At 60.8% G+C, this 21807-nt stretch carries 20 protein-coding genes; 19 read left to right on the plus strand and 1 reads right to left on the minus strand.

Features of this window, described 5'->3' with window-relative positions; translation table 11 throughout:
- Nucleotides 1–162 precede the first annotated feature (162 nt).
- The 14 genes from I6L47_RS06135 (at nt 163) to I6L47_RS06200 (ending at nt 14381) form a co-directional block, all read left to right on the plus strand.
- Nucleotides 163–1608 (plus strand): coniferyl aldehyde dehydrogenase, encoded by a 1446-nt coding sequence (locus I6L47_RS06135; protein ID WP_216948903.1) that lies wholly within the window; start codon nt 163–165, stop codon nt 1606–1608.
- Nucleotides 1609–1619: 11 nt separating this feature from the next.
- Entirely contained in the window at nt 1620–2240 is a 621-nt protein-coding gene (locus I6L47_RS06140; RefSeq protein ID WP_216948904.1) for a TetR/AcrR family transcriptional regulator, read from the plus strand.
- Nucleotides 2221–2739, plus strand: coding sequence for a hypothetical protein (locus tag I6L47_RS06145; protein ID WP_216948905.1), 519 nt, complete (start codon nt 2221–2223; stop codon nt 2737–2739). Before I6L47_RS06140 ends, I6L47_RS06145 begins: the two co-directional genes overlap by 20 nt.
- A gap of 18 nt (nt 2740–2757) precedes the next feature.
- Entirely contained in the window at nt 2758–3942 is a 1185-nt protein-coding gene (locus tag I6L47_RS06150; protein WP_216948906.1) for an iron-containing alcohol dehydrogenase, read from the plus strand.
- A 203-nt stretch (nt 3943–4145) separates the two neighbouring features.
- Entirely contained in the window at nt 4146–4406 is a 261-nt protein-coding gene (locus tag I6L47_RS06155; RefSeq protein ID WP_005337747.1) for a GNAT family N-acetyltransferase, read from the plus strand.
- Complete coding sequence (locus I6L47_RS06160) at nt 4393–4983, plus strand: nucleotidyltransferase family protein (protein WP_216948907.1); 591 nt, start codon at nt 4393–4395, stop codon at nt 4981–4983. Before I6L47_RS06155 ends, I6L47_RS06160 begins: the two co-directional genes overlap by 14 nt.
- A 71-nt stretch (nt 4984–5054) precedes the next feature.
- Nucleotides 5055–6878 (plus strand): SulP family inorganic anion transporter, encoded by a 1824-nt coding sequence (locus tag I6L47_RS06165; protein WP_216948908.1) that lies wholly within the window; start codon nt 5055–5057, stop codon nt 6876–6878.
- Nucleotides 6879–6986: 108 nt separating this feature from the next.
- Nucleotides 6987–8348: an MATE family efflux transporter gene (locus tag I6L47_RS06170; protein ID WP_005361670.1), complete on the plus strand. Its 1362-nt coding sequence runs from the start codon at nt 6987–6989 to the stop codon at nt 8346–8348.
- The gene (locus tag I6L47_RS06175) at nt 8345–8956 is read left to right on the plus strand and encodes a hypothetical protein (protein ID WP_021230678.1); all 612 of its coding nucleotides are present in this window, start codon (nt 8345–8347) and stop codon (nt 8954–8956) included. Before I6L47_RS06170 ends, I6L47_RS06175 begins: the two co-directional genes overlap by 4 nt.
- 276 nt (nt 8957–9232) lie before the next feature.
- Nucleotides 9233–9448, plus strand: coding sequence for a YdcH family protein (locus tag I6L47_RS06180; RefSeq protein WP_005337763.1), 216 nt, complete (start codon nt 9233–9235; stop codon nt 9446–9448).
- Nucleotides 9449–9610: 162 nt separating this feature from the next.
- Nucleotides 9611–10804 carry an extracellular solute-binding protein gene (locus tag I6L47_RS06185; protein WP_216948909.1) on the plus strand — a complete coding sequence of 398 codons (1194 nt, stop codon included), beginning with the start codon at nt 9611–9613 and terminating at the stop codon, nt 10802–10804.
- Nucleotides 10801–12939 (plus strand): diguanylate cyclase, encoded by a 2139-nt coding sequence (locus tag I6L47_RS06190; RefSeq protein ID WP_216948910.1) that lies wholly within the window; start codon nt 10801–10803, stop codon nt 12937–12939. Before I6L47_RS06185 ends, I6L47_RS06190 begins: the two co-directional genes overlap by 4 nt.
- A 139-nt stretch (nt 12940–13078) precedes the next feature.
- Nucleotides 13079–13738 carry a YceH family protein gene (locus I6L47_RS06195; RefSeq protein WP_216948911.1) on the plus strand — a complete coding sequence of 220 codons (660 nt, stop codon included), beginning with the start codon at nt 13079–13081 and terminating at the stop codon, nt 13736–13738.
- 85 nt (nt 13739–13823) lie between these two features.
- A complete protein-coding gene (locus I6L47_RS06200) occupies nt 13824–14381 on the plus strand; it encodes a HutD family protein (protein WP_216948912.1) in 558 nt (185 codons plus the stop codon).
- A gap of 120 nt (nt 14382–14501) precedes the next feature.
- Here the strand turns inward: I6L47_RS06200 and azu are convergent, their stop codons facing one another.
- Complete coding sequence (gene azu, locus I6L47_RS06205) at nt 14502–14942, minus strand: azurin (RefSeq protein ID WP_076494211.1); 441 nt, start codon at nt 14940–14942, stop codon at nt 14502–14504.
- Between the two features lie 335 nt (nt 14943–15277).
- Here azu and I6L47_RS06210 point away from each other — a divergent pair, with 335 nt between their 5' ends.
- The 5 genes from I6L47_RS06210 to I6L47_RS06230 all read left to right on the plus strand — a co-directional run bounded on the left by I6L47_RS06210 (nt 15278) and on the right by I6L47_RS06230 (nt 21802).
- Nucleotides 15278–16324, plus strand: a complete 1047-nt coding sequence (locus tag I6L47_RS06210) for an FAD:protein FMN transferase (RefSeq protein ID WP_216948913.1) — start codon at nt 15278–15280, stop codon at nt 16322–16324.
- A 159-nt stretch (nt 16325–16483) separates the two neighbouring features.
- A complete protein-coding gene (locus I6L47_RS06215) occupies nt 16484–18130 on the plus strand; it encodes a tetratricopeptide repeat-containing response regulator (protein ID WP_005361691.1) in 1647 nt (548 codons plus the stop codon).
- Nucleotides 18131–18199: 69 nt separating this feature from the next.
- A complete protein-coding gene (locus tag I6L47_RS06220; RefSeq protein WP_216948914.1) occupies nt 18200–19162 on the plus strand; it encodes an ion channel in 963 nt (320 codons plus the stop codon).
- Between the two features lie 236 nt (nt 19163–19398).
- Nucleotides 19399–20205: an exodeoxyribonuclease III gene (xthA, locus tag I6L47_RS06225; RefSeq protein WP_005337776.1), complete on the plus strand. Its 807-nt coding sequence runs from the start codon at nt 19399–19401 to the stop codon at nt 20203–20205.
- Nucleotides 20206–20602: 397 nt separating this feature from the next.
- Nucleotides 20603–21802, plus strand: a complete 1200-nt coding sequence (locus tag I6L47_RS06230) for an efflux RND transporter periplasmic adaptor subunit (RefSeq protein ID WP_005353223.1) — start codon at nt 20603–20605, stop codon at nt 21800–21802.
- The last annotated feature ends 5 nt before the right edge of the window (nt 21803–21807 follow it).

Consider the following 21807-nt stretch of genomic DNA (forward strand, 5'->3'; position numbering starts at 1 on the left):
AGTCACCAACGAGCAAACCACAAAAGTGTGGGGAAACACACAGTTCTCTCTTGCGTCCGGCTCATGGTGAACGGCAGTCAGCTTGCCAGCTTTACATTACGGTAACAAACAGCTAGATTTAGACCGACTAATCAGTCGGTCATTTTTCATGCGGAGAACAACATGGGTGCGGCGCAGCTTCAACACACTCCTGAGGATATCCTCGCCATCAAATTGTCCCTGCCGGATCAGCTGGCGCGGCTCAAGCGGGCGAGTCTGGCTCACCCCATGCCAACCCTGGCCGAGCGCCGGGCGCAGCTGACCAAACTCAAGCAGGCGTTGCTCGCCCACAAGGGGCAGCTGTGCAAGGCGCTGGCGGCAGATTATGGTCAGCGCAGCCACTACGACAGCCTGATCGCCGATGTGCTGCCCTGCATCATGCAGATCAACTACACCCAGAAGCGGCTCAAACGCTGGATGCAGCCCCACCGCCGTCACACCGGCCTGCTGCTGGCCCCCGCCAAAGTAGAGGTGCACTTCCAGCCGCTCGGGGTGGTCGGCATTATCGTGCCGTGGAACTTTCCGGTAATGCTGAGCCTTGGCCCCCTCATCACCGCCATCGCAGCGGGCAACCGGGCGATGCTGAAACTCTCCGAGTTCACCCCTCATACCAATGCCGTGCTGCGCACCATGCTCACCAGCGTGTTTGACGAAAACGAGATCGCCATCATCGAGGGAGATGCCCAGATGGCGGCGGCGTTCAGCTCACTGCCGTTCGATCACCTGCTCTTTACCGGCTCCACCATGGTGGGCAAGCTGGTGATGGCCGCCGCCGCGCCCCAGCTTACCCCCCTCACCCTTGAGCTGGGTGGCAAGAGCCCCTGTCTCATCGCCCCCGACATGCCGGTCGCCACCGCGGTCGAGCGGATGATCTTCGGCAAGAGCCTCAACGCCGGGCAGATCTGCGTCGCCCCCGACTATGTGCTGCTGCCCCGTAGCGAGGTGGATAACTTTATCGCCGCCTATCGCCGCCACTTCAGCAAGCTCTACCCGCAGGGGCTCAATAGCGCCGACTACGGCGCCATCATCAACGACCGCCAGTATCAACGTCTCGTCAGCTGGCTGGATGAAGCCGAGCAGGCGGGTGCCCAACTCCACCCCTGTGGCAGCCCGGCCCGCGATGACCAGCGTCGCCTGCTGGTGCCCCACCTGCTGACCGGAGTGCCGGGCCAGTGTCAGGTGATGCAGCAGGAGATCTTCGGCCCGCTGCTGCCGCTCATCCCCTACGACACCCTGGAGGAGGCGCTCGCCTATGTGGCTGAGCGGCCCCGCCCGCTGGCACTCTATCTGATGAGCTTTGACCCCGAGCTGCAGGCGCGAGTGACCCGGGAGACCCACTCCGGCGGCATGGCGATCAACGAGAGCCTGTTTCAGGTGGCGGCCGACGATGTGCCGTTTGGCGGCATCGGCGCCTCCGGCATGGGCCACTACCACGGCCACGAGGGGTTTCTTACCTTCTCCAAGGCGAAAACCGTGCTGACCCGCGGCAAGTTCACCACCGGCTCCCTGATCCATCCGCCCTACCACAGCTGGATCCAGAGGCTGATGATGGCCTTCTTCCTGCGCTGATGGAGATGACAATGAATCAGGCTATCCCACAGCCACAAACCATGACCGACAAGCGCCGCCAGATCCTGGATGCCGCCCTCGCCCTCTGCGCCGAAGATGGCCTGCAGGGGGCCGCCACCGCCCGTATCGCCAAGGCGGCCGGGGTGGCCAACGGCACTCTGTTCCACCACTTTCCGAGCAAGGAGGCGCTGATCCTCGCCCTCTATCAGGATGTGAAAACCCGGATGGGGTGCGCCATCCATGAAGCAGATCCCACCCTGCCGCTGTACGACCAGACCCGCCACTACTGGCAGCTGGCGATGGAGTGGATGCAGGCTAACCCCAATGAGCTCAAATTTGTGCTGGGCTTCTTTCACTCTCCGCTGCTGGCCAGACCGGCCCGCAGCCAGATCCTGAACGATGCCCTGCGCTTTCTGCCTGCCCTGCTGGCAAAGGGGCAGGCCAGCGGCGAGCTGATGCAGGCCCCCGCGCCACTGTTGCTGGAGGTGTGTCAGGGCCAGTTCCTCGCCTGCGCATCACTGTTTGTCGATCAACCGGAGCTGGGAGAGGACGACTACTGGCAAGCCAGTGCGTTCGCCCTCTTCTGGTCAGCCATCTCAGGAGCCAATCCTCATGCAAACACGGATGTTTGAACCTGCGGCAGCCCTTGGCCGCCGCCTCTGGATCACCACTCTGCTCTGGGTGGTGGGTCGTACCCTCTGCCGCGCCGCCCGCACCGATGAGGCGGTACGCCGCGAATTGGCGCCGTTGCCGGACGGGCTGGCAATCCGCCTCGAAGTGGGCGGCATCGGCTACTCCATGAACATGCACAAGCAGGGTGGGCGCTGGTATCCCGGCGCGCCAGTCGCCCCTCATGCCACCATCCATCCGCTGCGGGTGCGCTTCAAGCATCCCAATATCGCCTTTCGCGCCCTGAGTTTTCGGCTCGGGGTCAATCAGGCATTTGGCGAAAACCGGCTGCTGGTGGAGGGAGACCTGACCGTTGCCATGCATCTGGTGCGGGGGCTTGAGCAGTTGCAGTCCCTGATCCTGCCCGCCTTTATCGCGCGGCCTCTGCTGCGCCACTATCCCGCCCCGACCAACAAGATCGGCCGGGCCTGCAACATCTATCTGGGTCTGGTGACCGGCTAACGCGCAAGGAGCCTTGAAATGAGCCGCTATTACGATTTTTTCTGCCCGGTCAAACTGCTGGCCGGTGAACAGGCGCTGGAGCAGCTGGCCAGCGAGCTGGCCAGCCTGGGTGCCCGTCGCCCGCTGCTGCTGACCGACAAGGGGGTCAATGCCACCGGCCTTGCCACCCTGCTGGCCAATGTGCTGGCCGAGGGGGAACTGCCGGTCGCCGCCATCTGGGACGAGATCCCGGCTGACTCTTCCACTGCCGTGGTGGAGCGGATCGCCAAACGCTACCGCGAGCTTGACTGCGACAGTCTGGTGGCGCTGGGGGGCGGCTCGGTCATCGACACCGCCAAGGCAGTCAACATTCTCACTTCCATGGGGGGGGATCATCTGCTCGACTACTCGGGCGCCGGTTGCCTGACCCGTCCCCTCAAGCCGCTGGCGGTGGTGCCCACCACGGCGGGCACAGGATCAGAAGTGACATTGGTTGCAGTGATCAAGGATGAGGCGAGCGGGCGCAAGGTGCCCTTCACCTCCCCCTTCCTGCTGCCCCAGCTGGCGGTGCTCGACCCGCGCCTGACCCAGGGGCTGCCCCTCAATATCACCGCCGCTACCGCCATGGACGCCATGACCCACGCCATCGAGGCCTTTATCGGTACCGCCAAGAACCCGGTGAGCGATGCGCTGGCCCTGATGGCAGTGGAGAAGATCGCCAGCGCCCTGCCGCAAATCATCCACGACCCGCAAAACAAACAGCTGCGGCTGCAACTGGCGGAAGGCTCCACGCTGGCTGGCATGGCTTTTTCCAACTCTATGGTGGGGCTGGTGCACGCCCTCGGCCACAGTCTGGGAGCCCGCTGCCATCTGCCACACGGGCTGTGCATGAACCTCTTTTTGCCGACCGTGCTCGACTACAACCGCCCCGAGGTGGATAACGAGCTGGCCCGGCTGCTGTTGCCGCTGGTAGGTGCTGAGCGCTTTGCCGCCACCCCGGCCCATCAGCGAGCAGAGGCGACCATCACAGCCATTCGCACCCTGCGCGACACCTTGTGGCAAGCGGTCAAGCTGCCGCGCACCATGAGCGAGGCAGGGGTAAGCGATCGCTCGCTACTGACCGAGATCCGCGATCTGGCGATCAACGACGGCGCCCTTCTGTTCAATCGCAAGGACGCCGACCGTGAGCAGTTACTCACTCTGTTGGAGCGAGCCTGGGCCTGATCCCTCCCCTTTGCCAATACTCTTGTGCTGACACTAACGCAGTGCCCGACTCACCATCGGGCACCTTGATCTGCATCGCGATATCGATGCACCCTCTGTCAAAGGGGTATGATATTGACCACGGGCTCTCATTATCTGTTCTATACCTTGGCTAACAGTTATGTTGTGCCGAGAGACCCAACTTTATGCCAGAGGTGCCCACCATGAGCGACATCATCCATCAAGCCAACCAGCAGCAGTTCATCTGTATGGTGGAGGGGAAAGAGTCGAGACTGCGCTACCGGCGCCTCGATGCCAAGACCATCGACGCCTACAGCACCTTCGTGCCCCCCGAGCTGCGGGTGCAGGGGATTGCCGATCAGCTGGCGCGCGCCTTCTTCAACTGGACTCAGGCGGAGGGGCTCACTATAGTGCCGAGCTGCCGCTACATTGATGTCTGGTTACGCCGCAATGCCAACAACTGAACCTCTGAACACCGTCCTCGAACAGCAATTCCAAGCCAAAACAGAAGCCCTGCTGCGGGCCGATCCGCAGCGGATGGCCTGCCTGCAAGCCGCGGCCGAGCTCAATCTGCCCGACTGGGCGCTGGGGGCTGGTTTTATCCGCAACCTCATCTGGGATCACCTTCACCACAAGGCGGTGCCCACCCTGCTCAACGATATCGACCTTATCTATCTCGATAAAAGCGACCCGCAAGGGCTGGCCGAAGCGGAGCACGAAGCTTGGCTCGCCAAACGCCTGCCCGGCCAGCAGTGGGAAGTGCGCAATCAGGCCCGCATGCACACTCGTCAGCTGGTAGCGCCGTTTGCCAGCAGCCTTGAGGCGCTCAGCCACTGGGTCGAGGTGCCCACCTGCATAGGCGTACGCCTCACCCGAGATGGCGAGTTCGAGTGGCTTGCCCCCTACGGCTTTGCCATCAACTGGTCGCTGCAAGTGAATGCCAACCCCAGATGTCGCCAGGACAAACAGATTTTTACCCAGCGCATCAAGGAGAAACGCTGGCAGGCTATCTGGCCTGACCTTCAGGTAAACTGGCCATAACCTGATTGCAATCTTTCGATAACCTTGGGCACACTAGGGGAAAAGCTGGTTGTAACTCAATGGGTTAAATAATGCGCGACTTCTTCTCTCTCGAACGCTGGCTACCGGGCCTCGCCGCCCTGCTGCATTACCAGCGCGCCTGGTTGATGCCAGATCTTCGCGCCGGACTCTCGGTGGCGGCAGTGGCGCTGCCCGTCGCCATCGCCTATGCCGAGCTTGCCGGGGTGGGTGCCATCGTCGGTCTCTACTCCTGCATCCTGCCCATGCTGGTCTACGCCCTGTTTGGCACCTCCCGCCAGCTGATTGTCGGCCCCGATGCCGCCACCTGTGCTGTCATCGCCGCCGTGGTAACGCCGCTGGCCGCAGGCGACCCCACCCGTCACTGGCAACTGGTGATGACCATGACCGCCATGACCGGCTTCTGGTGCCTGATTGCCAGCCGCTTCAAGCTGGGAGTGCTGGCGGACTTTCTCTCCCGCCCCATCCTGATGGGGCTGCTCAATGGTGTGGCTATCACCATCATGGTGGGCCAGCTCTCCAAGATCTTCGGCTTCACCTTTAGCGAACGTTACCTCATCGAGCGGATCGCCAGCGGGGCCACCTATATCACCCAGACCCATCTGCCGACCCTGGCCATGAGTCTGGTAGCCCTGCTCACCCTGCTGCTGGCCAAGCGCTACAAACCGGCATGGCCCTCCTCCATGGTGGCCATGGTGGTGACCGCTGCGCTGGTGTGGGGCTTTAATCTCGGCCAGTTTGATATCGCCACCCTGGGGGCCGTGGGTTCCGGCCTGCCCGCGTTCCAGATGCCGGAGTTCCCCCCGGGTCTGATGCGGGAGCTGGTGCTACCTGCGCTTAACCTGGCCATGGTGAGCTTCGTCTCCATGATGCTGACCGCCCGCAGCTTTGCCGCCAAGAACGGTTACGAGATAGACGCGGACAAGGAATTTCGCGCCCTAGGTATGGCGAACCTCGCCTCGGCGGTCTCGCAAGGCTTTGCCATCAGTGGCGCGGATTCACGCACCGCGGTCAACGATGCCAACGGCGGCAAGAGCCAGCTGGTCTCCATCATCGCTGCGGCGGTGATCGCCCTCATCACCTTCTATCTGACGGCGCCGCTCAAATATATTCCCACCGCCGCCCTCGGGGTGGTACTGGTGATGGCCTCCCTGTCGCTCACCGATTTTCGTGGCCTCTGGGCGCTGCGTAACTCCGATCGCTCCGCCTTCTGGCTGGCGCTGGTCACCTTTATCAGCGTGCTTACCATGGGGGTGATCCCCGGGATCACCCTCGCCGTGTTGCTGGGGCTGTTCCAGTTCCTGCGCAATGTGATGCGTCCCACCGATCAACTGCTCGGCATGGATGACGAGGGGGTGGTGCGCACCCTGGGGGATAACGAACAGGCCAAGGCGATCCCGGGTATTCTGGTCTATCGCTTCAACTCGCCGCTGACCTACTTCAATGCCCCCTATTTCAAGCGCCGGGTGCTGGCCCTGCTGGTGCAGGATCCCCGAGCCCCCAAGTGTCTGGTGATCGATGCGGTCGCCTGCTTCACCCATCAGGACATCAGCGTGATGAGCATGGTGGGGGAACTGCACAAAGAGCTGAAACGGCGCGGCATCCATATGGTGATGGCGGGTCGCCACGGCCAGATGACTCACTGGTTAAAGCAGGCAGGCGTGCGGGTAGGCGATGAAGGGATCATCCTCTGCCCCGACATGTATCAGGCGCTGCGCCTGACCCGCTGCTATCGCGAGCCGGTGTTCAAGGATGATGCGGTGGTGGAGAGCACCACAGATGCCATCCGCTCAAATTGGCCGCAGGATGATGCCCTGCCCGACTCGGCGCGCCTCACCTTGCCAAGCGAACAGGAGGCGGGCACCACGCCTGCCTGATCCCTTGGCCGGTGCAATCCTGCACAAGGATTGCACCGGCCTTGGCCTTGGTGTTAAATGCGCCCCCAGAGGGCACTCCCCCGTGCCCTCCCAGCTGTTGGACATGCCATGCAATCTCAATCCCATGCAGGCCCGGGCACGCTATTTGCGCTGACCTGGCCGCTCTTTATCGATCTCGCCCTGCACTTTCTGACCGGTGCCCTCAATACCTTCATGGTGGGTCACGTCTCCTATCAGGGAGTGGCGGCGCTGGCGGTCGGCAATCAGGTGTTCGATCTCGCCATCACATTGTTCAGCTTCGTCAGTATCGGTACCAGCGTGGTGATCACCCAGTATCTGGGGGCGGGCGATCGGGAGAAGAGTCGGGTGGTGATCCACACCGCCATCGGCTTCAACCTGCTGATCGGTCTGGTGGCCGCCATCGGCGTGATGGCGGGGGCCAGCACCATGCTGGCGCTGATGAACCTGCCTGCCAACCTGATGAGCGACGGGACGCTTTACTTGCAGATCATCGGTCTCTGCCTGTTGCCGGAAGCGGCAGCCCTCTGTCTGGCGGCCACCCTGCGCGCCCATGGCCACACCCGTCAGGCGATGTATGTGACCCTCATCGTCAACCTCATCACCTTCGTCGGTAACCTGCTGCTGCTCTACGGCTGGTTCGGCCTGCCCCAGCTTGGCGTCGCCGGTGTCGCCATCAGCACGGTCGCGGGCCGACTGGTGGGTGTGGTGCTGCTGGTGTGGCTGGTAGCCCGCAAGACCGGCATTCGACTGGTGGTGCGCGATATCGTCCACCCCAGCCGGGAGATGCTGGGCAAGGTACTCCATATCGGCCTGCCGGCGGCAGGGGAGAACCTCTCCTGGATGCTGCAGTTTATGGTGGTGACAGCCTTTGTCGGACTGCTGGGTGACAAGGCGCTGGCGACCCAGTCCTACTTCTTTCAGATCTGCCTGTTTATCCTGCTGTTTGGCCTCTCTATCGGCCTTGGCAACGAGATCATCATCGGTCATCTGGCAGGGGCCAGGCAGTTCGATCGCGCCTATCAACAGCTGCTCAAAAGCCTCAAGCTGGGGCTGGCAGTCACCTGCGTCATCGCCGTGGCGGCAGCCCTCAATGGCCGCACCATTATCAGCCTCTTTACCGATGATGCCGACATCATCACCCAGGTGGCGCAACTGTTTCTTATCAGCCTTATCCTCGAGCCCGGCCGCACCTTCAATCTGGTGGTGATCAACGCCCTGCGAGCCACCGGGGATGCCCGTTTCCCCCTCTACATGGCGTTGCTCTCCATGTGGGGAATTGCCGTGCCACTCTCCTATTTCCTCGGTATCATGCAGGGTTATGGACTGGTCGGTATCTGGCTGGCGCTGGCCTGCGACGAGTGGGTGCGCGGTCTGGCCATGTTCTGGCGCTGGCGCAGTCGTCGCTGGCAAAACAAAATTCTTGTTGAAACAAAAGCGGAATCACAATGAAGAAGATAGGACTCTTGCTGGCTGCCATCCTGCTCAGCCCCCTGGCCATGGCACAAACTGCCCCTGCCGCTCCCAAGGCTCAAGCCACCCAGACCTGGTATGTGGCCCCCATCGCCATCGATGAAACCAGCGACGCCCAGAAGGCGCTGACCAAGGACTTCATGGCCCAGATGATCAAGACCATCAAGATCAACGAGTACCAGACCGGCAAGGCGGTGGGCAACACCAAAAAGCCCAAGTGGCTGATCCGCACCAAGCTGATCCCCGCCAGCAACGAGCCGCTGGTCGGCAAGAAGCACCCGCAGGGTCTCACCTACGGCAAGGGCAATCCGACCCAGGAGATCGTCGGCGAGCTGTTGATGAACGGCACCCTGGTGGCCCACATCGGCCAGGGCTGGCGCGAGCCTATCGTCCCGGGCACGCCGGTGGCCGAAAAGCTCTCCATCGCCAACTATCGCTACGCCATCGGGGATCAGGCCAAGTCGGCGGATCTGGAGGAGCTGGCGGCCCAGATTGGCTTTGAGGCGGGCAAGGTGATCCACCGCGATGGCAAGCCGCTGCCCGAGAAGAAAAAGAAAAAAGAGCAGGCGGACGAAGATAAAGAGTAACGTTGCCTGCATCCATAAAAAGGGGCCTCTCGGCCCCTTTTTTGATCCTGCACCCTCACGCCAACACTGCCCCTGTTGTGACTTGTCGCACAGATTGGCTCACCATTCAGATTGATAAATCACTTATCTTGTTTTGATTCAACAAGTTATAAATATCCCGCCGAATACCCTAAATCATTGCCCCCAAATCCGATCAGGATCACATTTATCCCCGGCACTAAGGGGTAGCTTTGGTCTTACAGGCACAATCAAACGAAACCAAGGAGGCTCCATTACATGTTCCCAGAGTACAGAGAACTCATCTCGAAACTGAAGAGCAGTGATGTCCATTTCCAGAAGAAGTTTGACTTGCACAACGACCTGGATGCGGAGATTAGAAAGTTGGAAAAGCATCACGCCAGCGACTATAGCGCCGAGGTGAGAGATCTGAAAAAACAGAAACTCAAACTGAAAGAGGAGATATACGACATCCTCAAACAACATCCACAATAGATGCCTCGAAGAATATGCGGATAAGCAATTTATCCCCCAGCCCGGCCCACGCGCCGGGCTTTTTGTTGTTTCAGTCAATTAGTTGACACCCGAGCCTACCGTTCTTGCCGGTAGTTTGTTAAATTTTTCCCTTGGAATTCAGGGAATAACGGTGATGATAACATGAGCAGAAAACGATCTTTTTATCATCTCTTGCTGCTTTGCCTGTTCGCATTGAGCCACCCCCTACAGGCTCAGGAGCCTGAACTGGAGCTGTGGCACTCCCAGCAAGCCGGTTACGTGATCGACGATGTGATCGCCCGCTTCAATCAGGAGGGGAACCACAGAGTACGGGTCACCCAGATTGAGCCGGGCAAGATCAAGGCGGATCTCCTGCTGGCAGCTCAGGCCAGGGGGCTGCCCGATCTGATGCTAATCCCCTCCGATTTTATCGGCCTCTATCGCCAGATGACCCTCGCCCCGCTCCCGGCCGAGTGGTTTTCCCCCGCGCTGATGGCCAGCGCCTTGCGCTATGTCACCCTGGATCGGCAACGCTGGGGCATGCCCATGATGCAGGGCAACCATCTGATGCTGTTTTACAACAAGGCGCTGGTCTCGACTCCGGTGACCCAATGGCAGCAACTGACTGCTATCACCCCGGCCCTCAAGACCAAGGGGGTCTACCCCGTCAGCTGGCCCTATCACGACATGTACTACTTCGCCGCCTTTTTACACACCTTTGGCGGCTCGCCGGTGACCGAAGGGCGCATCACCCTCGACAGCCCGGCCATGGTGCAGGCGCTGGAGGCCTACCGCACCGTCGCCAGCGAACAGTGGGTCGATCCCGAGTGCGACTATGACACCGCCCTCGCCCGCTTCAATGAGGGCAAGAGCGCCTACCTCATCAATGGGGACTGGGCGTTCAATGATCTGGTGAAGAGCATGGGGGATAAGCTGGGCGTTGCCCTGCTGCCCCGCTGGCAAAGCCATCCCATGCACTCCATGAGCGGCGCCTACGTAATGGGAGCCTCCCGCTGGGCGATGGACGATGAGGATCGGAAACCCGTCATCAAGGCATTGATGGCCTTTATCCAGCGTCAGGATATTCAGCAGTTCATCTATCATCAGGGGGCGCTGCTGCCGGTCAATCAGCAGTCTTTTACCGCCATCAGCCGCCGTCCCACGCCTCAGGAAAAAGTGCTGCTGGAACAGTTCACCCTCAGTACCCCCATGCCCTCCGACAGCGCCATGTCCATCGCCTGGCAAGCGATGGAGAAAGGGTTCGAGCGCTTTAAAGAGGGGATCAGTGCCGCCGACACCGCCCGCTATATGCAGCAGCTGGCCGATCAGCAGTACCGGCAGGTCAAAACACCATGAAACATCGCACCTTTCGGCTCGGCCCGACCCTCATCATCATCCTGTTCACCGTCGCCTTGCTGCCGGCACTGCTGGCCAGCACTGTGCTGCTGATCCGCCAGCACCAGATCATCGCCCAGAGCGAGCAGTCGCAGCTGGAGCGGGCCCTCACCAGCATGACCCGCGAGGCCCGCTTTCGCAGCGAGCTGATCGGCACCCAGCTCAATCAGCTCAGCCAGGATCGGGTGCTCCATCAGGCCCTCGACAACTTTCTCTTCTCCAGCCATGCCCGGCTGGCGCTGGCCACCTTTGTCAAATCCAACAGCCTGATCACCTCGGCCTACCTCATCGATGACAAGGGGTTGGTGGTGGAGTACATCAATGGCCAGGCCTCCCACCTCGAGTCGAGCGACCTGATGCCGCAGCTGATGGCCTGGGGCAAGACCCGCGAGGCGAAACAGGGCAAGCATCTGCTGCTGCCCGTCGATGATCCCGTGCTGGTCGACGACATGGAGCAAAACCGCAGCGGCGGGCTGGCGCTGGTGGCCCCTATCTATCGCAACCACCAGCGAGCAGGGGTGATGCAGACCCCTTCCGGCTTCGTGATGGCCATTCTCCCCTGGCGGCAGATGGCCCAGTTGCTGGAACCCTATCTCAAGGGAAGCGAATATCTGGTGATCTCCCAGGGCGAGAACCCTCTTTACGAAGGGGCTCACCAGAGCGCCAACGCCATGGATGACAGGGAGCCAAGCAAGATGGCGCAGCCCCTGGCCATTGGCTGGCCCCAGCTGGAGCAGGAGATCACCCCCACCATCACCCTCTACAGCTACAGCAATGACAGGGTCAGCGAGCTCAACAAATCCCAGCAGTTGCTGACCGTCAGCATCGCTGTCATGTTGCTGCTGGTGGCCATCGGCTGCGTCTGGCTCACCCGCTGGCTCACCCGACCGCTGCGCTCGCTGGCCGCGCTGGTGCGCAGCTATGGCAAGGGCAATTACCAGCAACGGCAGGCACCGCTGCGCTTTGTGGAGTACGACGAGGTGCGCCAGTTGCTGCAGGAGATGGCGAGCACCATCTCGGATCAGGTGCGGGCGCTCTATCAGCAAAATGAACAGCTGCAGCAGGCCAATAGCGAGAAAGAGGCCTTCAACCAGCGGCTGCTCGGCTTCAACGACGAACTGGAGCAAGAGGTCGCCTCGCAAACGACCGCCCTGCGCTCGGCCCTGAGCCGGGAGGAGCGCAGCCGCCATATCCTGCAATCCTGGTTGCAGTTCGGTCTGCACCAGCAGCTGGATATCGATATTGCCGAGCTGGCCAGCTCCGCCCTGCTGCAACTCTCGCAGCTCTATCCCGGCCACCGCTGGGGGCTGGTGATCCGCCGCGATGGCCAGCCTCACTACTCCCTGACCCAGGGGGTCGATGCCCCCTTGCGGGATGCCCTGCAGGAGAAACTGGCTCAACTGATGGATGAGGAGGTCAAACACTCCGAATGCCAGTGGGGTAACGCACTCTGGAAGATCATGACCCTGCCCGGCAGCCAAAGCGGCGTGCTGTTTGGCTATCTGATGGTGAGCGCAGAAGGGTTGGAGTCCGAAGACAGGGCCATCTTGCGGCTGTTTGCCAAGCAGTTGGCGGTGGGCATCGAGGGGCGCCTCTTCACCGACGAGCTGGCGCGGGTCGCCCGCACCGACAACCTCACCGGGCTACCCAACCGGCAGGCGTTCGAAGAGGCCTTCCACCACTATCAAGCAGTGCTGGCGCGCCATCCGGAGCGTCACCTCGCCCTCTTCATGCTCGATCTCAACGGCCTCAAGCGTACCAACGACCAGTATGGGCACGAGGCAGGCGACGCCCTGCTAATCCAGATGGCTCGCCAGCTGCGCACCCTCTGCCGTCAGGATGAGAAGATTTTCCGTATCGGCGGCGACGAGTTCGTCCTACTGGCGGAGGCGGATCACCTCGCCAGCCAGCTGCTGGCAGGCAGGTTGGAGGCAAGCCAGCAGCACGCCATTGTGCAGCATGGGGAGCACAGCTTCCCACTGCGTTTTGCCATCGGCTGGAGCAGCAGCGACCAGACACCGCTGGCGGAGCTGAGCCGGGTGGCTGACGACGCCATGTATGCCAATAAGGCGCGCTTCTATCAGGGGCAGCGATAAAAAGCAGAGGTCTGTGGCGTTGGCGAGCCTTTCGCCAACGCCCTGATCAGCTCGCAAAAATGGCGCGCAACGCTAGACGCGGCGCGGACCATGACTAAGATAGGGGCTCTTGATGTCTCGATTTGGAAGGGAGTAGGAAATGGAGTTAGTACTTGGCCCGCTGGAAGCCCGCGTCATCGGCTGTCTGATTGAAAAAGAGATCTGCACCCCGGATCAATATCCCCTCTCCCTTAATGCACTGGTCAACGCCTGCAACCAGAAGAGCAACCGCGAGCCGGTGCTGGAGCTCTCCGAGCTCGATATCCGCGCCGTGGTGGACGAGCTGATCCGCAAGCGGCTGGTGGTCAACACTGCAGGCTTCAACGCCCGGGTGCCCCGCTATCAGCACAGATTCTGCAACACCGAATTTGGCGAGCTGAAATTCAGTGCCCGGGAACTCGGCATTGTCTGCGAACTGCTGCTGCGCGGCCCACAAACCCCGGGGGAGCTGCGCTCGCGCACCAACCGCCTCTGCAGCTTCGATGATGTCACCGAGGTGGATGCGGTGCTGACCCAGCTTATCGAGCGTGGCCCCTACGTGGTCAAGCTGCCGCGCGAGCCGGGCAAGCGCGAATCCCGCTATGCCCACCTGTTTAGCGGCGAAGTGGATATTCAGGCGATGATGGATGCCGCCCCCGCCGCGGCCTATGCCTCCCCTGCTGCCGACCGTCTGAGCGAGCTGGAGCAGGAGGTAAACGAGCTCAAGAGCCGTCTCGCCGCCATGGAAGCGCGGCTGGCTGCGCTGGATGGTCAGGGCTGATCGCCTTTACCATCGCCACTCTCTATCAGGGAGCCGGGGCAGATGTCCCCGGCTCCCTGCGTTTTTTTATCGTGAGGAAGTGCCCGTGATCACCCTGATTAAAGAGTCTGACCACCAGAAGATGCCTTGGAAAAACCAACAGGGCACCACCAGCCAGATCCTCATCTCCCCCAAGGGGAGCAGCCTTGCCAAACTCGACTTTGACTATCGACTGAGCTCGGCCCCCATCAAGAGCGCGGGTCCCTTCTCCCCCTTTCCCGGCTATCAGCGCATTTTGCTGCCGGTGAACGGGGCAGGCTTTGTGCTCAACGGTCACCCCTACGCCACCTTCGAGGCGGCGCACTTTAGCGGCGATGAGGAGACCCACTGCGAATTGCTTAAAAAAGAGGTGACCGATCTGGGGCTTATCTACCATCCGGACCGCATCAGCGCCAACGTGCGGGTGCTGAACCTCCCCTTTCCGCTGACCCTTACCCTCGAGCCAGAGAAAACCTACCTCTGTCACCTGCTGAGCGGCCAGCTGGCCGTGCAGGGCAAAGAGGTGGCCATCAACGAGACGCTGGTGGTGACCGGTGAAGAGAGCATTCACTTCGAATGCCAGAAGAAGACCGCCATCGCCTTCTTTACCCTGCAGGCCAAATAGCGCGAAAGTCGGCGGTGTGCAGTCATGCCATGCCACGCCACACACAAACAGCAGAGATGAAAAAGCCGGGAAATCCCGGCTTTTGCTATTGAGGCAACCGGCTCGATGCCGGTCAGCGCCTTAGTTGACCTTGAAGGAGCCCTTCATCATGGCGAAGTGGCCGGGGAAGGAGCAGAAGAAGGTGAGATCCTTGCCCGCCAGACCGTCGGTCTTGAAAGTGACGCTGCTGCTCTCGCCGCCGCCGATCAGCTTGGTGTGTGCCAGCACACGGGCATCATCCTTGGGCAGATAACCGTTCTCGGCCCCGGCGCTCATCCCGGCAGTTGCCACTGTCTGATAGTCGGCGGTGCTGGCCAGCACCCAGTTGTGACCCATGGCGGTCACAGGCAGCTTGCCGGTGTGATTCAGGGTGACCGTCACCTCCTTGCAGGTGGCCGGCACGCTCATCTCTTTGAGGTTGTACTGCATGGCATCATTGCCTTCGATGACCAGTGCACACTCATCCGCCAGCACAGGGGCAGCCAGGGTACTCAGAAACAGCAGGGTAATCGCCTTTTTCATCATCTTCTCCTTTGATTGGCAATGGATGGCAACGACTTGGCGGATGCGGTGAACGCTTCGCAAAGATGCCGTCTAAATCGACCTTCATTTTACTCAATTGTCTTCAATCGGCTATGGCTTTTGGCCAAAGCTGCGGGCCAAGTCACCAGACGGTGCTCTACTCGCCACTCTCTCCCTCATGGATGGACGATACGGCGCTCGGCTGTCACAGGTTCAAAACTGTTTAATTTTTTCTGCCCTTTTCCCTCCGATTGGCCCTATCAGGGCTCGCCCGGCGGGCGCCCCTTGGCTAAGCTAGCGCCCCGATATGAACCTTCTCCAGATGAGAGCGCCGGATGATTGCGATAACCCCCGTGGCGGCCCTGCGCGGCCTGCTGCTGACCCTGCTGCTGGCGCTGGCCGGCTGCCAGCCCACCCCGCCTGCCCAGACCCGTATTCAGGGCAAAACCATGGGCACCTACTATGTGGTGACCCTGAGCGATAGCTACCCCGGTGGGGAGCCCGCCCTCAAAAGCGACGTAGAGAGCCTGCTGGCCCGGATGAACAAGGAGATCTCCACCTACGATCCGGGCTCGCTCATCTCCCGTTTCAATCAGGGGCCCGCCAACACCCCGTTTGCCATCCCACCCGCCATGGCCATCATAGTCCAGCAGGGGATTGATGCCGGTAAACTGACCGACGGCAAGCTGGATGTGACCGTGGGGCCTCTGGTCAATCTGTGGGGCTTTGGCCCGGACAAACGGCCGGTCAAGCGACCCGATGAGGCGGCCATCGCCGCCGCCCGCCACAAGGTGGGCATCGACAAGCTGAGCCTGACCCCGCAGGGGGATCACTTCCTGCTCGAAAAAACGATCCCGGATCTCTATCTCGACCTCTCCACTCTCGGCGAGGGGGCTGCCTCTGACGAGATTGCCGCCCTGCTCGAAGGCAAGGGGGTACACAACTACCTGATCGAAGTGGCCGGTGCGGTGCGCAGCAAGGGCAACAACAGCAAGGGCTCGCCATGGAAAGTGGCCATCGTCGAACCCTCCGATCAGCCGGGGGCGTTTTCCGATATCGTCATCCCCAACGGCATGGCGCTCAGCACCGCGGGCAGCTATCGCAACTACTACGAGCTGGATGGCCAGCGTTACTCCCATATCATCGACCCCGCCACCGGCCAGCCGGTCACCCACAAGTTGGTCTCCGCCAGCGTCATCACCCCGACCGCACTGGAGGCCGACGCCCTCGATACCGCGCTGATGGTGATGGGGCCTGAAGCGGGGATGGCATTTGCCAAACAGCACCAGCTGGCGGTCTATCTCATCATCAAGACCGAACAGGGGTTCAAGGCCGAGTACACGCCGCAATTTGCTCCCTATCTGGCAGAGAAAAAACGGTGAGTTCAAGGCCCTGGCAACAGGGCCTTTTTCTTTCACTCATCGCGGACAAAAGGCGGACAAACGGAGATGGTTCGCAATCGACAACTTGGCTAATTGCCTCTTCGGGCGCTTTGGTGGCACACTTTCTCCCATCAGCCCGCAGCGCCTCGACCCAGACAGATGCAGACACCTGAACAAGAGCCAGAAAAAAAGAGCCCAGCCAAGCCACAACGCATTCTGATGGTCAATGAGCAGCGCTCGTTTCAGGTGATGATGAAGGCGATGCTGCTCAATCTGGGTATCAGCAACATCACCTACTCCAATACCGCCGAGGATGCGCGGCGCCGCTGCCAGAAGGGCAGTTTCGACATCTATCTCATCGATTACGATCTCGGGGTTGGCGAGAATGGCCGCCAGTTGCTCGAAAGCCTGCGCGACAAAGACCTGATCCCGCCCCAGAGCGTGGTGATCATGGTGAGTGGCGACAGTTCCCGCGCCATGGTACTGAGCGCGCTGGAAGCCGAGCCCGACGAATACCTGATGAAGCCCTTCTCTCAGGAGCAGTTCTCGTTTCGCTTGAAGCGTGCCCTCGCCCGGCGCAACGCCCTGGCCAGCGTCTTTACCGCGCTGGCCGATGACAATCTGGCAGCCCTCATTACCGCCTGTGCCGAGCGGGCCGATGCGGTGCCCCGTTTTGCCAACTACTGCCGCTGCCTGCAGGCCGATACCCACCTCAAGCTGGGTCAGGCGCAGGAGGCACGCGCCCTGATGCGCCAGCTGCTGGCCGGGCAGGAGAACAGCTGGGCCCGCCTGACACTGGGCAAGGCGTGCAACACCCTGGGGCTCCACGAAGAGGCGGTCAGCCATCTGCAGGCGACCCTCAAAAATACCCCGCTGATGGTGGAGGCTCACCTCTGGCTGGCAGAATCCCTGCTGGCCCTTGGCAATGACGAGCAGGCGCAGCAGGAGCTCAGACGGGCGGTGGATATCTCCCCCCAGTCGGTACAACTCTCCCGCCGGCTGGCGGAGGTGTGCCTGCAGCGCCACGACTACGCCCAGGCCAAGGATGTGCTGATGTCGCTGATCGACCTGTCGCGCAACTCCATTCACCGCACGCCCCATTATCTGGGGGCCTATATCCAGACCCTGACCCTCTACGCCCTCAACAGCAACGACAGCTACCACATCGCCAACCTGCAAAAGCAGGTCAATTCTGCCCTGTCGCGCATCCGCGATTCGCTGATGATGTCGGAGTTCAACTACCCGGTGTTCGAGCAGATCTGTCAGGCCCGGGTGCAGATTGCGCTGGGGGAGCTGCTCAAGGGCAAGAAGATGCTCTATCGCGCCAATCAGAACTGGCTCGATGAACCGGCCACCATGCCCCCCGCCCTGCTTGGTGAGACCATCCTCGCCCTCTATCAGCTCGGCGAGTTTGAATATGCCGAAAGCCTGCAGGGGCTGCTGGCGGAGGACGAAGATCGGCTGCTCACCACCTGCATTCAGGCAACCCGGGATGACAAGACGGTGCTGGAGCGGCGTCAGCGCTACCAGCAGCTCAACGATCTGGGGATCAAGGCCTATCAGAGCGGCGAGCTGGAGCAGGCCCTCGGCCATTTCCGCGAAGCACTGCGCCGCGCCCCCGCCAATACCGGTGCGGCTCTCAACAAGATCCAGGTGCTGCTGCAACTGATGCAGAAAAACCGCAAGAGTCCGGAATTTGGTGCCGAATGCAAAGACACTCTGGACGTGCTCGACGGCATCCCCCTCAACCCGGCCCAGCAGGAGCGTTTTCGCAAGCTGCGTCAGGAGTTCAACCAGTTCAGCTAAGACGACGCCGCCACGCCCCCTTTTCCCCGCCTATGCTGAAACCAGTTCGGCAATGCGAGGGAAACGAAGATGGCGATGTGTCGTTATCTGGTGGCCGATGGCCGCCACTGCAGTGAAGAGGCTGGCGAGCACGATCTCTGCCACTGGCATGATCCCCACCATACCCATCAGGAAGCCCATACCGCCGAGGCGCTTGAACAGTACGTTCGCGCTGGCGGACTCTGCCACGGCCTGCAGCTGTCACGGGCCAATCTGGCGGGCCTCAATCTGGTCAACAAGGAGTCCGATCAGGGATTTTTGCTGGAGCAGTGCAACCTCTATCGTGCCAACCTGCGCGGTGGTCACCTCTACGGCCTGCGCATGAAGGGCGGCAGCCTGATGAAGGCCGATCTCAGTGATGCCAACCTCCAGTGCGCCACCCTCGATGACGTCAACCTGCTCGGCATCCGCTGGCACAACACCCGGCTCGACAACATGCAGACCGGCAAACGGGTGATGCAGGATCGCAAGGGGCGCCGCGAACGGGATCCCAAACAGGCGCGCATCTGGTTCAAGGAGGCGGAAGATACCTACCGGGATCTGCGCAAAGCCTCCGAGGCACAGGGGATCTTCACCATGTCCGGCAACTATATCCAGCAGGAACTCACCATGCGCCGCCTGCAACTGCCGTTCTGGTCGACCCAGCGTTTTACCTCCTGGGTGGTCGATCTCTTCTGCGGCTATGGCGAGGCCCCGATGCGGGTGGTGCTCTTCTCGTTGCTGCTCATCTTTATCTGCAGCATTTTTTACTTCTTCTGCGGACTGCATTTTCAGGGCGAGCACCTCATCTACCAACCCGGTGCCCCGCTCGAGCAAAATGCCATCTTCCTGCTCGAATGCCTCTACTACAGCGTGGTCACCTTCACCACATTGGGGTACGGCGACTTCACTCCGGTCGGCCTCTCCAGGATCTTCGCCGCCTTCGAAGCCTTCACCGGCAGCTTTACGCTGGCGCTGTTTGTGGTGGTTTTCGTCAAGAAGATGACCCGCTGAAAACCTGTCCACGATCCTACTGCGAGGCTGTGATCAAGGCTCATGTGCTGCTCGGAATCCTCATGTATACATATACAATCCGGTTCCTGTGCTGCGCTTCACCTTGCTGACAGCCTCTCGCGACGGATCGTGAACAGGTTACCAAGCCGCTGCACCAGTCACAGCCCCCGAACTTGCATCCACAGCCGATTCCTAGTCCAATAGCCACTTATAAAAATGACATGAGCATCCCGGACATGAAGATTATCTCTTTCAATATCAACGGCCTGCGCGCCCGTCTGCACCAGCTGCAAGCCATCATCGACAAGCACCAGCCCGATGTGATCGGCCTGCAAGAGATCAAGGTGCACGATGAAGCCTTCCCGCTGGCCGATGTGGAGGCCATGGGCTATCACGTGGAGTTTCACGGCCAGAAGGCCCACTACGGGGTGGCCATCATGAGCAAGCAGAAGCCGGTCAAGGTGGAGAAAGGCTTCCCCACCGATGATGAAGAGGCCCAGCGCCGGATGATCATGGCCACCTTCGAACGTGAAGACGGCTCTCTCATCAAGGTGATGAACGGCTACTTCCCGCAGGGTGAAAGTCAGGATCACGAGACCAAGTTCCCGGCCAAGCAGAAGTTTTACGAGGATCTGCAGCACTACCTCGAGACCAACCACACCCCGGACGACCAGCTGGTGCTGATCGGGGATATGAATATCTCCCCCACCGATCTCGACATCGGCATCGGCGAGGCAAACCGCAAGCGCTGGCTGCGGGATGGCAAATGCTCCTTCCTGCCCATCGAGCGCGAATGGATGGAGCGACTGAAAGGGTTCGGCCTGACCGACACCTTCCGCGCCGCCAACCCCACCGAGTGCGAGCGATTCTCCTGGTTTGACTACCGCTCCAAGGGCTTTGACGAGAACCGCGGCCTGCGCATCGATCTCATCATGGCCTCCGACGCCCTCAAGGACAAGGTGACCGAGACCGGTATCGACTACGAGCTGCGCGGTATCGAGAAACCCTCCGACCACGCACCCATCTGGGCCTGCTTCGCCTGATTCGGCACAAGATTAACCGATGAGCCGCGACGAATTCGTAAACTGTGAAGCGGCTCGCGGTTGCCCGCGATAAAAGGGCGTAAAAAAACCATCCAGACAAGGTGCCTTATGGCACCTTATTTTTTGCAGCAAGGAGTGGCTGGCGTGATACGGTTGCGAAGAGCCCTGGCCCGGGATGAATATCCCCGAAGACCCCCGCCCATATCGGAAAAGTCAGACTTTTTTCGTCAATCGGCAACCCTAATTGCCACTTTGAGAAGGTTGTGTTCAAGGTTGCCGCCCTATCATCTCCCATTCCAATCATAAAGAAGTTGTTTTTTTAATCATGAAGTTAATGATGTGTATGGAGAAACATGCTGAACGCAGCAGCCGAAATCGATCCAACAGGAGTGTGATGATGAAGGTGCCCAATGCCGGAAGAGAGGTTTACAAACGCAGCTTGCTGACCCTGGCGCTGATCAGCGGTCTGAGTGCCTGTGGCGGCGAGACGACCCAGACGGCCCAGACCATGCCCGCCGTCCCTGTGGTGGTCGCCGAGGTCAAGCTGACCGATGTGCCGCTCACTACCGAGATGGTGGGAGAGACCGCCGGTTTTCGCGAGATCGATGTGCGATCCCGGGTCAGTGGCATCCTGCTCAAGCGCACTTATGTGGAAGGCCAGCCGGTTACCGCCGGTCAGGAGCTGTTTCTGATTGACCCGGAGCCCTACAAGGTGGCGCTGGAACAGGCCAAAGGGACCCTGGCTCAGGAGCAGGCCCGTCTCAACAAGGCCCGTGCCGATCGGGATCGCATCATTCCCCTCTTCAAGCGTCAGGTGGTGAGCCGCAAGGACTATGACGACACCATCGCCAACTACGAAGCGGCCATCGCCAGTCATCAGGCCGCTCAGGCCAAGGTGAAAGAGGCGGAGCTCAACCTCAGCTACACCCAGGTGACCGCCCCCATCAACGGCATGGCGAGCAAGAGCTCCCAGTCCGAGGGGAGCCTTATCTCCACCAGCGGCGACAACGGCCTGCTCACCACCATCACCCAGTTTGATCCGCTCTACGTCAACTTCTCCTACTCGGAGCAGGATCGCCTCAACTTCGAAAACTCGGTAAAAAAAGGGGTGATTGAGGCGAAGGATGCCACCACCTGGCGCACCCATATTCGTCTGGCCGATGGATCCCTCTATCCGGAGGCGGGCAAGCTCAACTTCTCCGACAACCGGGTCGATCCCCAGACCGGCACCATCCGTGCCCGCGCCATCTTCGACAACAAGGACGGCGTACTGCTGCCGGGCCAGTTTGTCCGCATGACCATCGATCTGGGCACCCGCAAAAACGCCATCGTGGTGCCGCCGCGCGCCATCGTCCAGTCCCAGGCTGACCGCATGGTGATGGTGGTCGATGCCGACAACAAGGTAGTGCCCCGTCCGGTGACCCTGGGCGCGGCAGTCGACTCCGGCGTGCTGATCGAGAGCGGCCTGCAGGCGGGTGAGCGCTATATCGTCGAAGGCTTGATGAAGGCTCGCCCCGGCGCCGTGGTAAAACCTGTCTCTGCCGACGAGATGAAGGCGATCACCGGCAAGGTGGTCAGCCAGTCTGCGGCCAAGTAAGGAGT

This window comes from Aeromonas sp. FDAARGOS 1417, assembly GCF_019046985.1.
In the GTDB taxonomy this organism is placed as follows: domain Bacteria; phylum Pseudomonadota; class Gammaproteobacteria; order Enterobacterales; family Aeromonadaceae; genus Aeromonas; species Aeromonas veronii.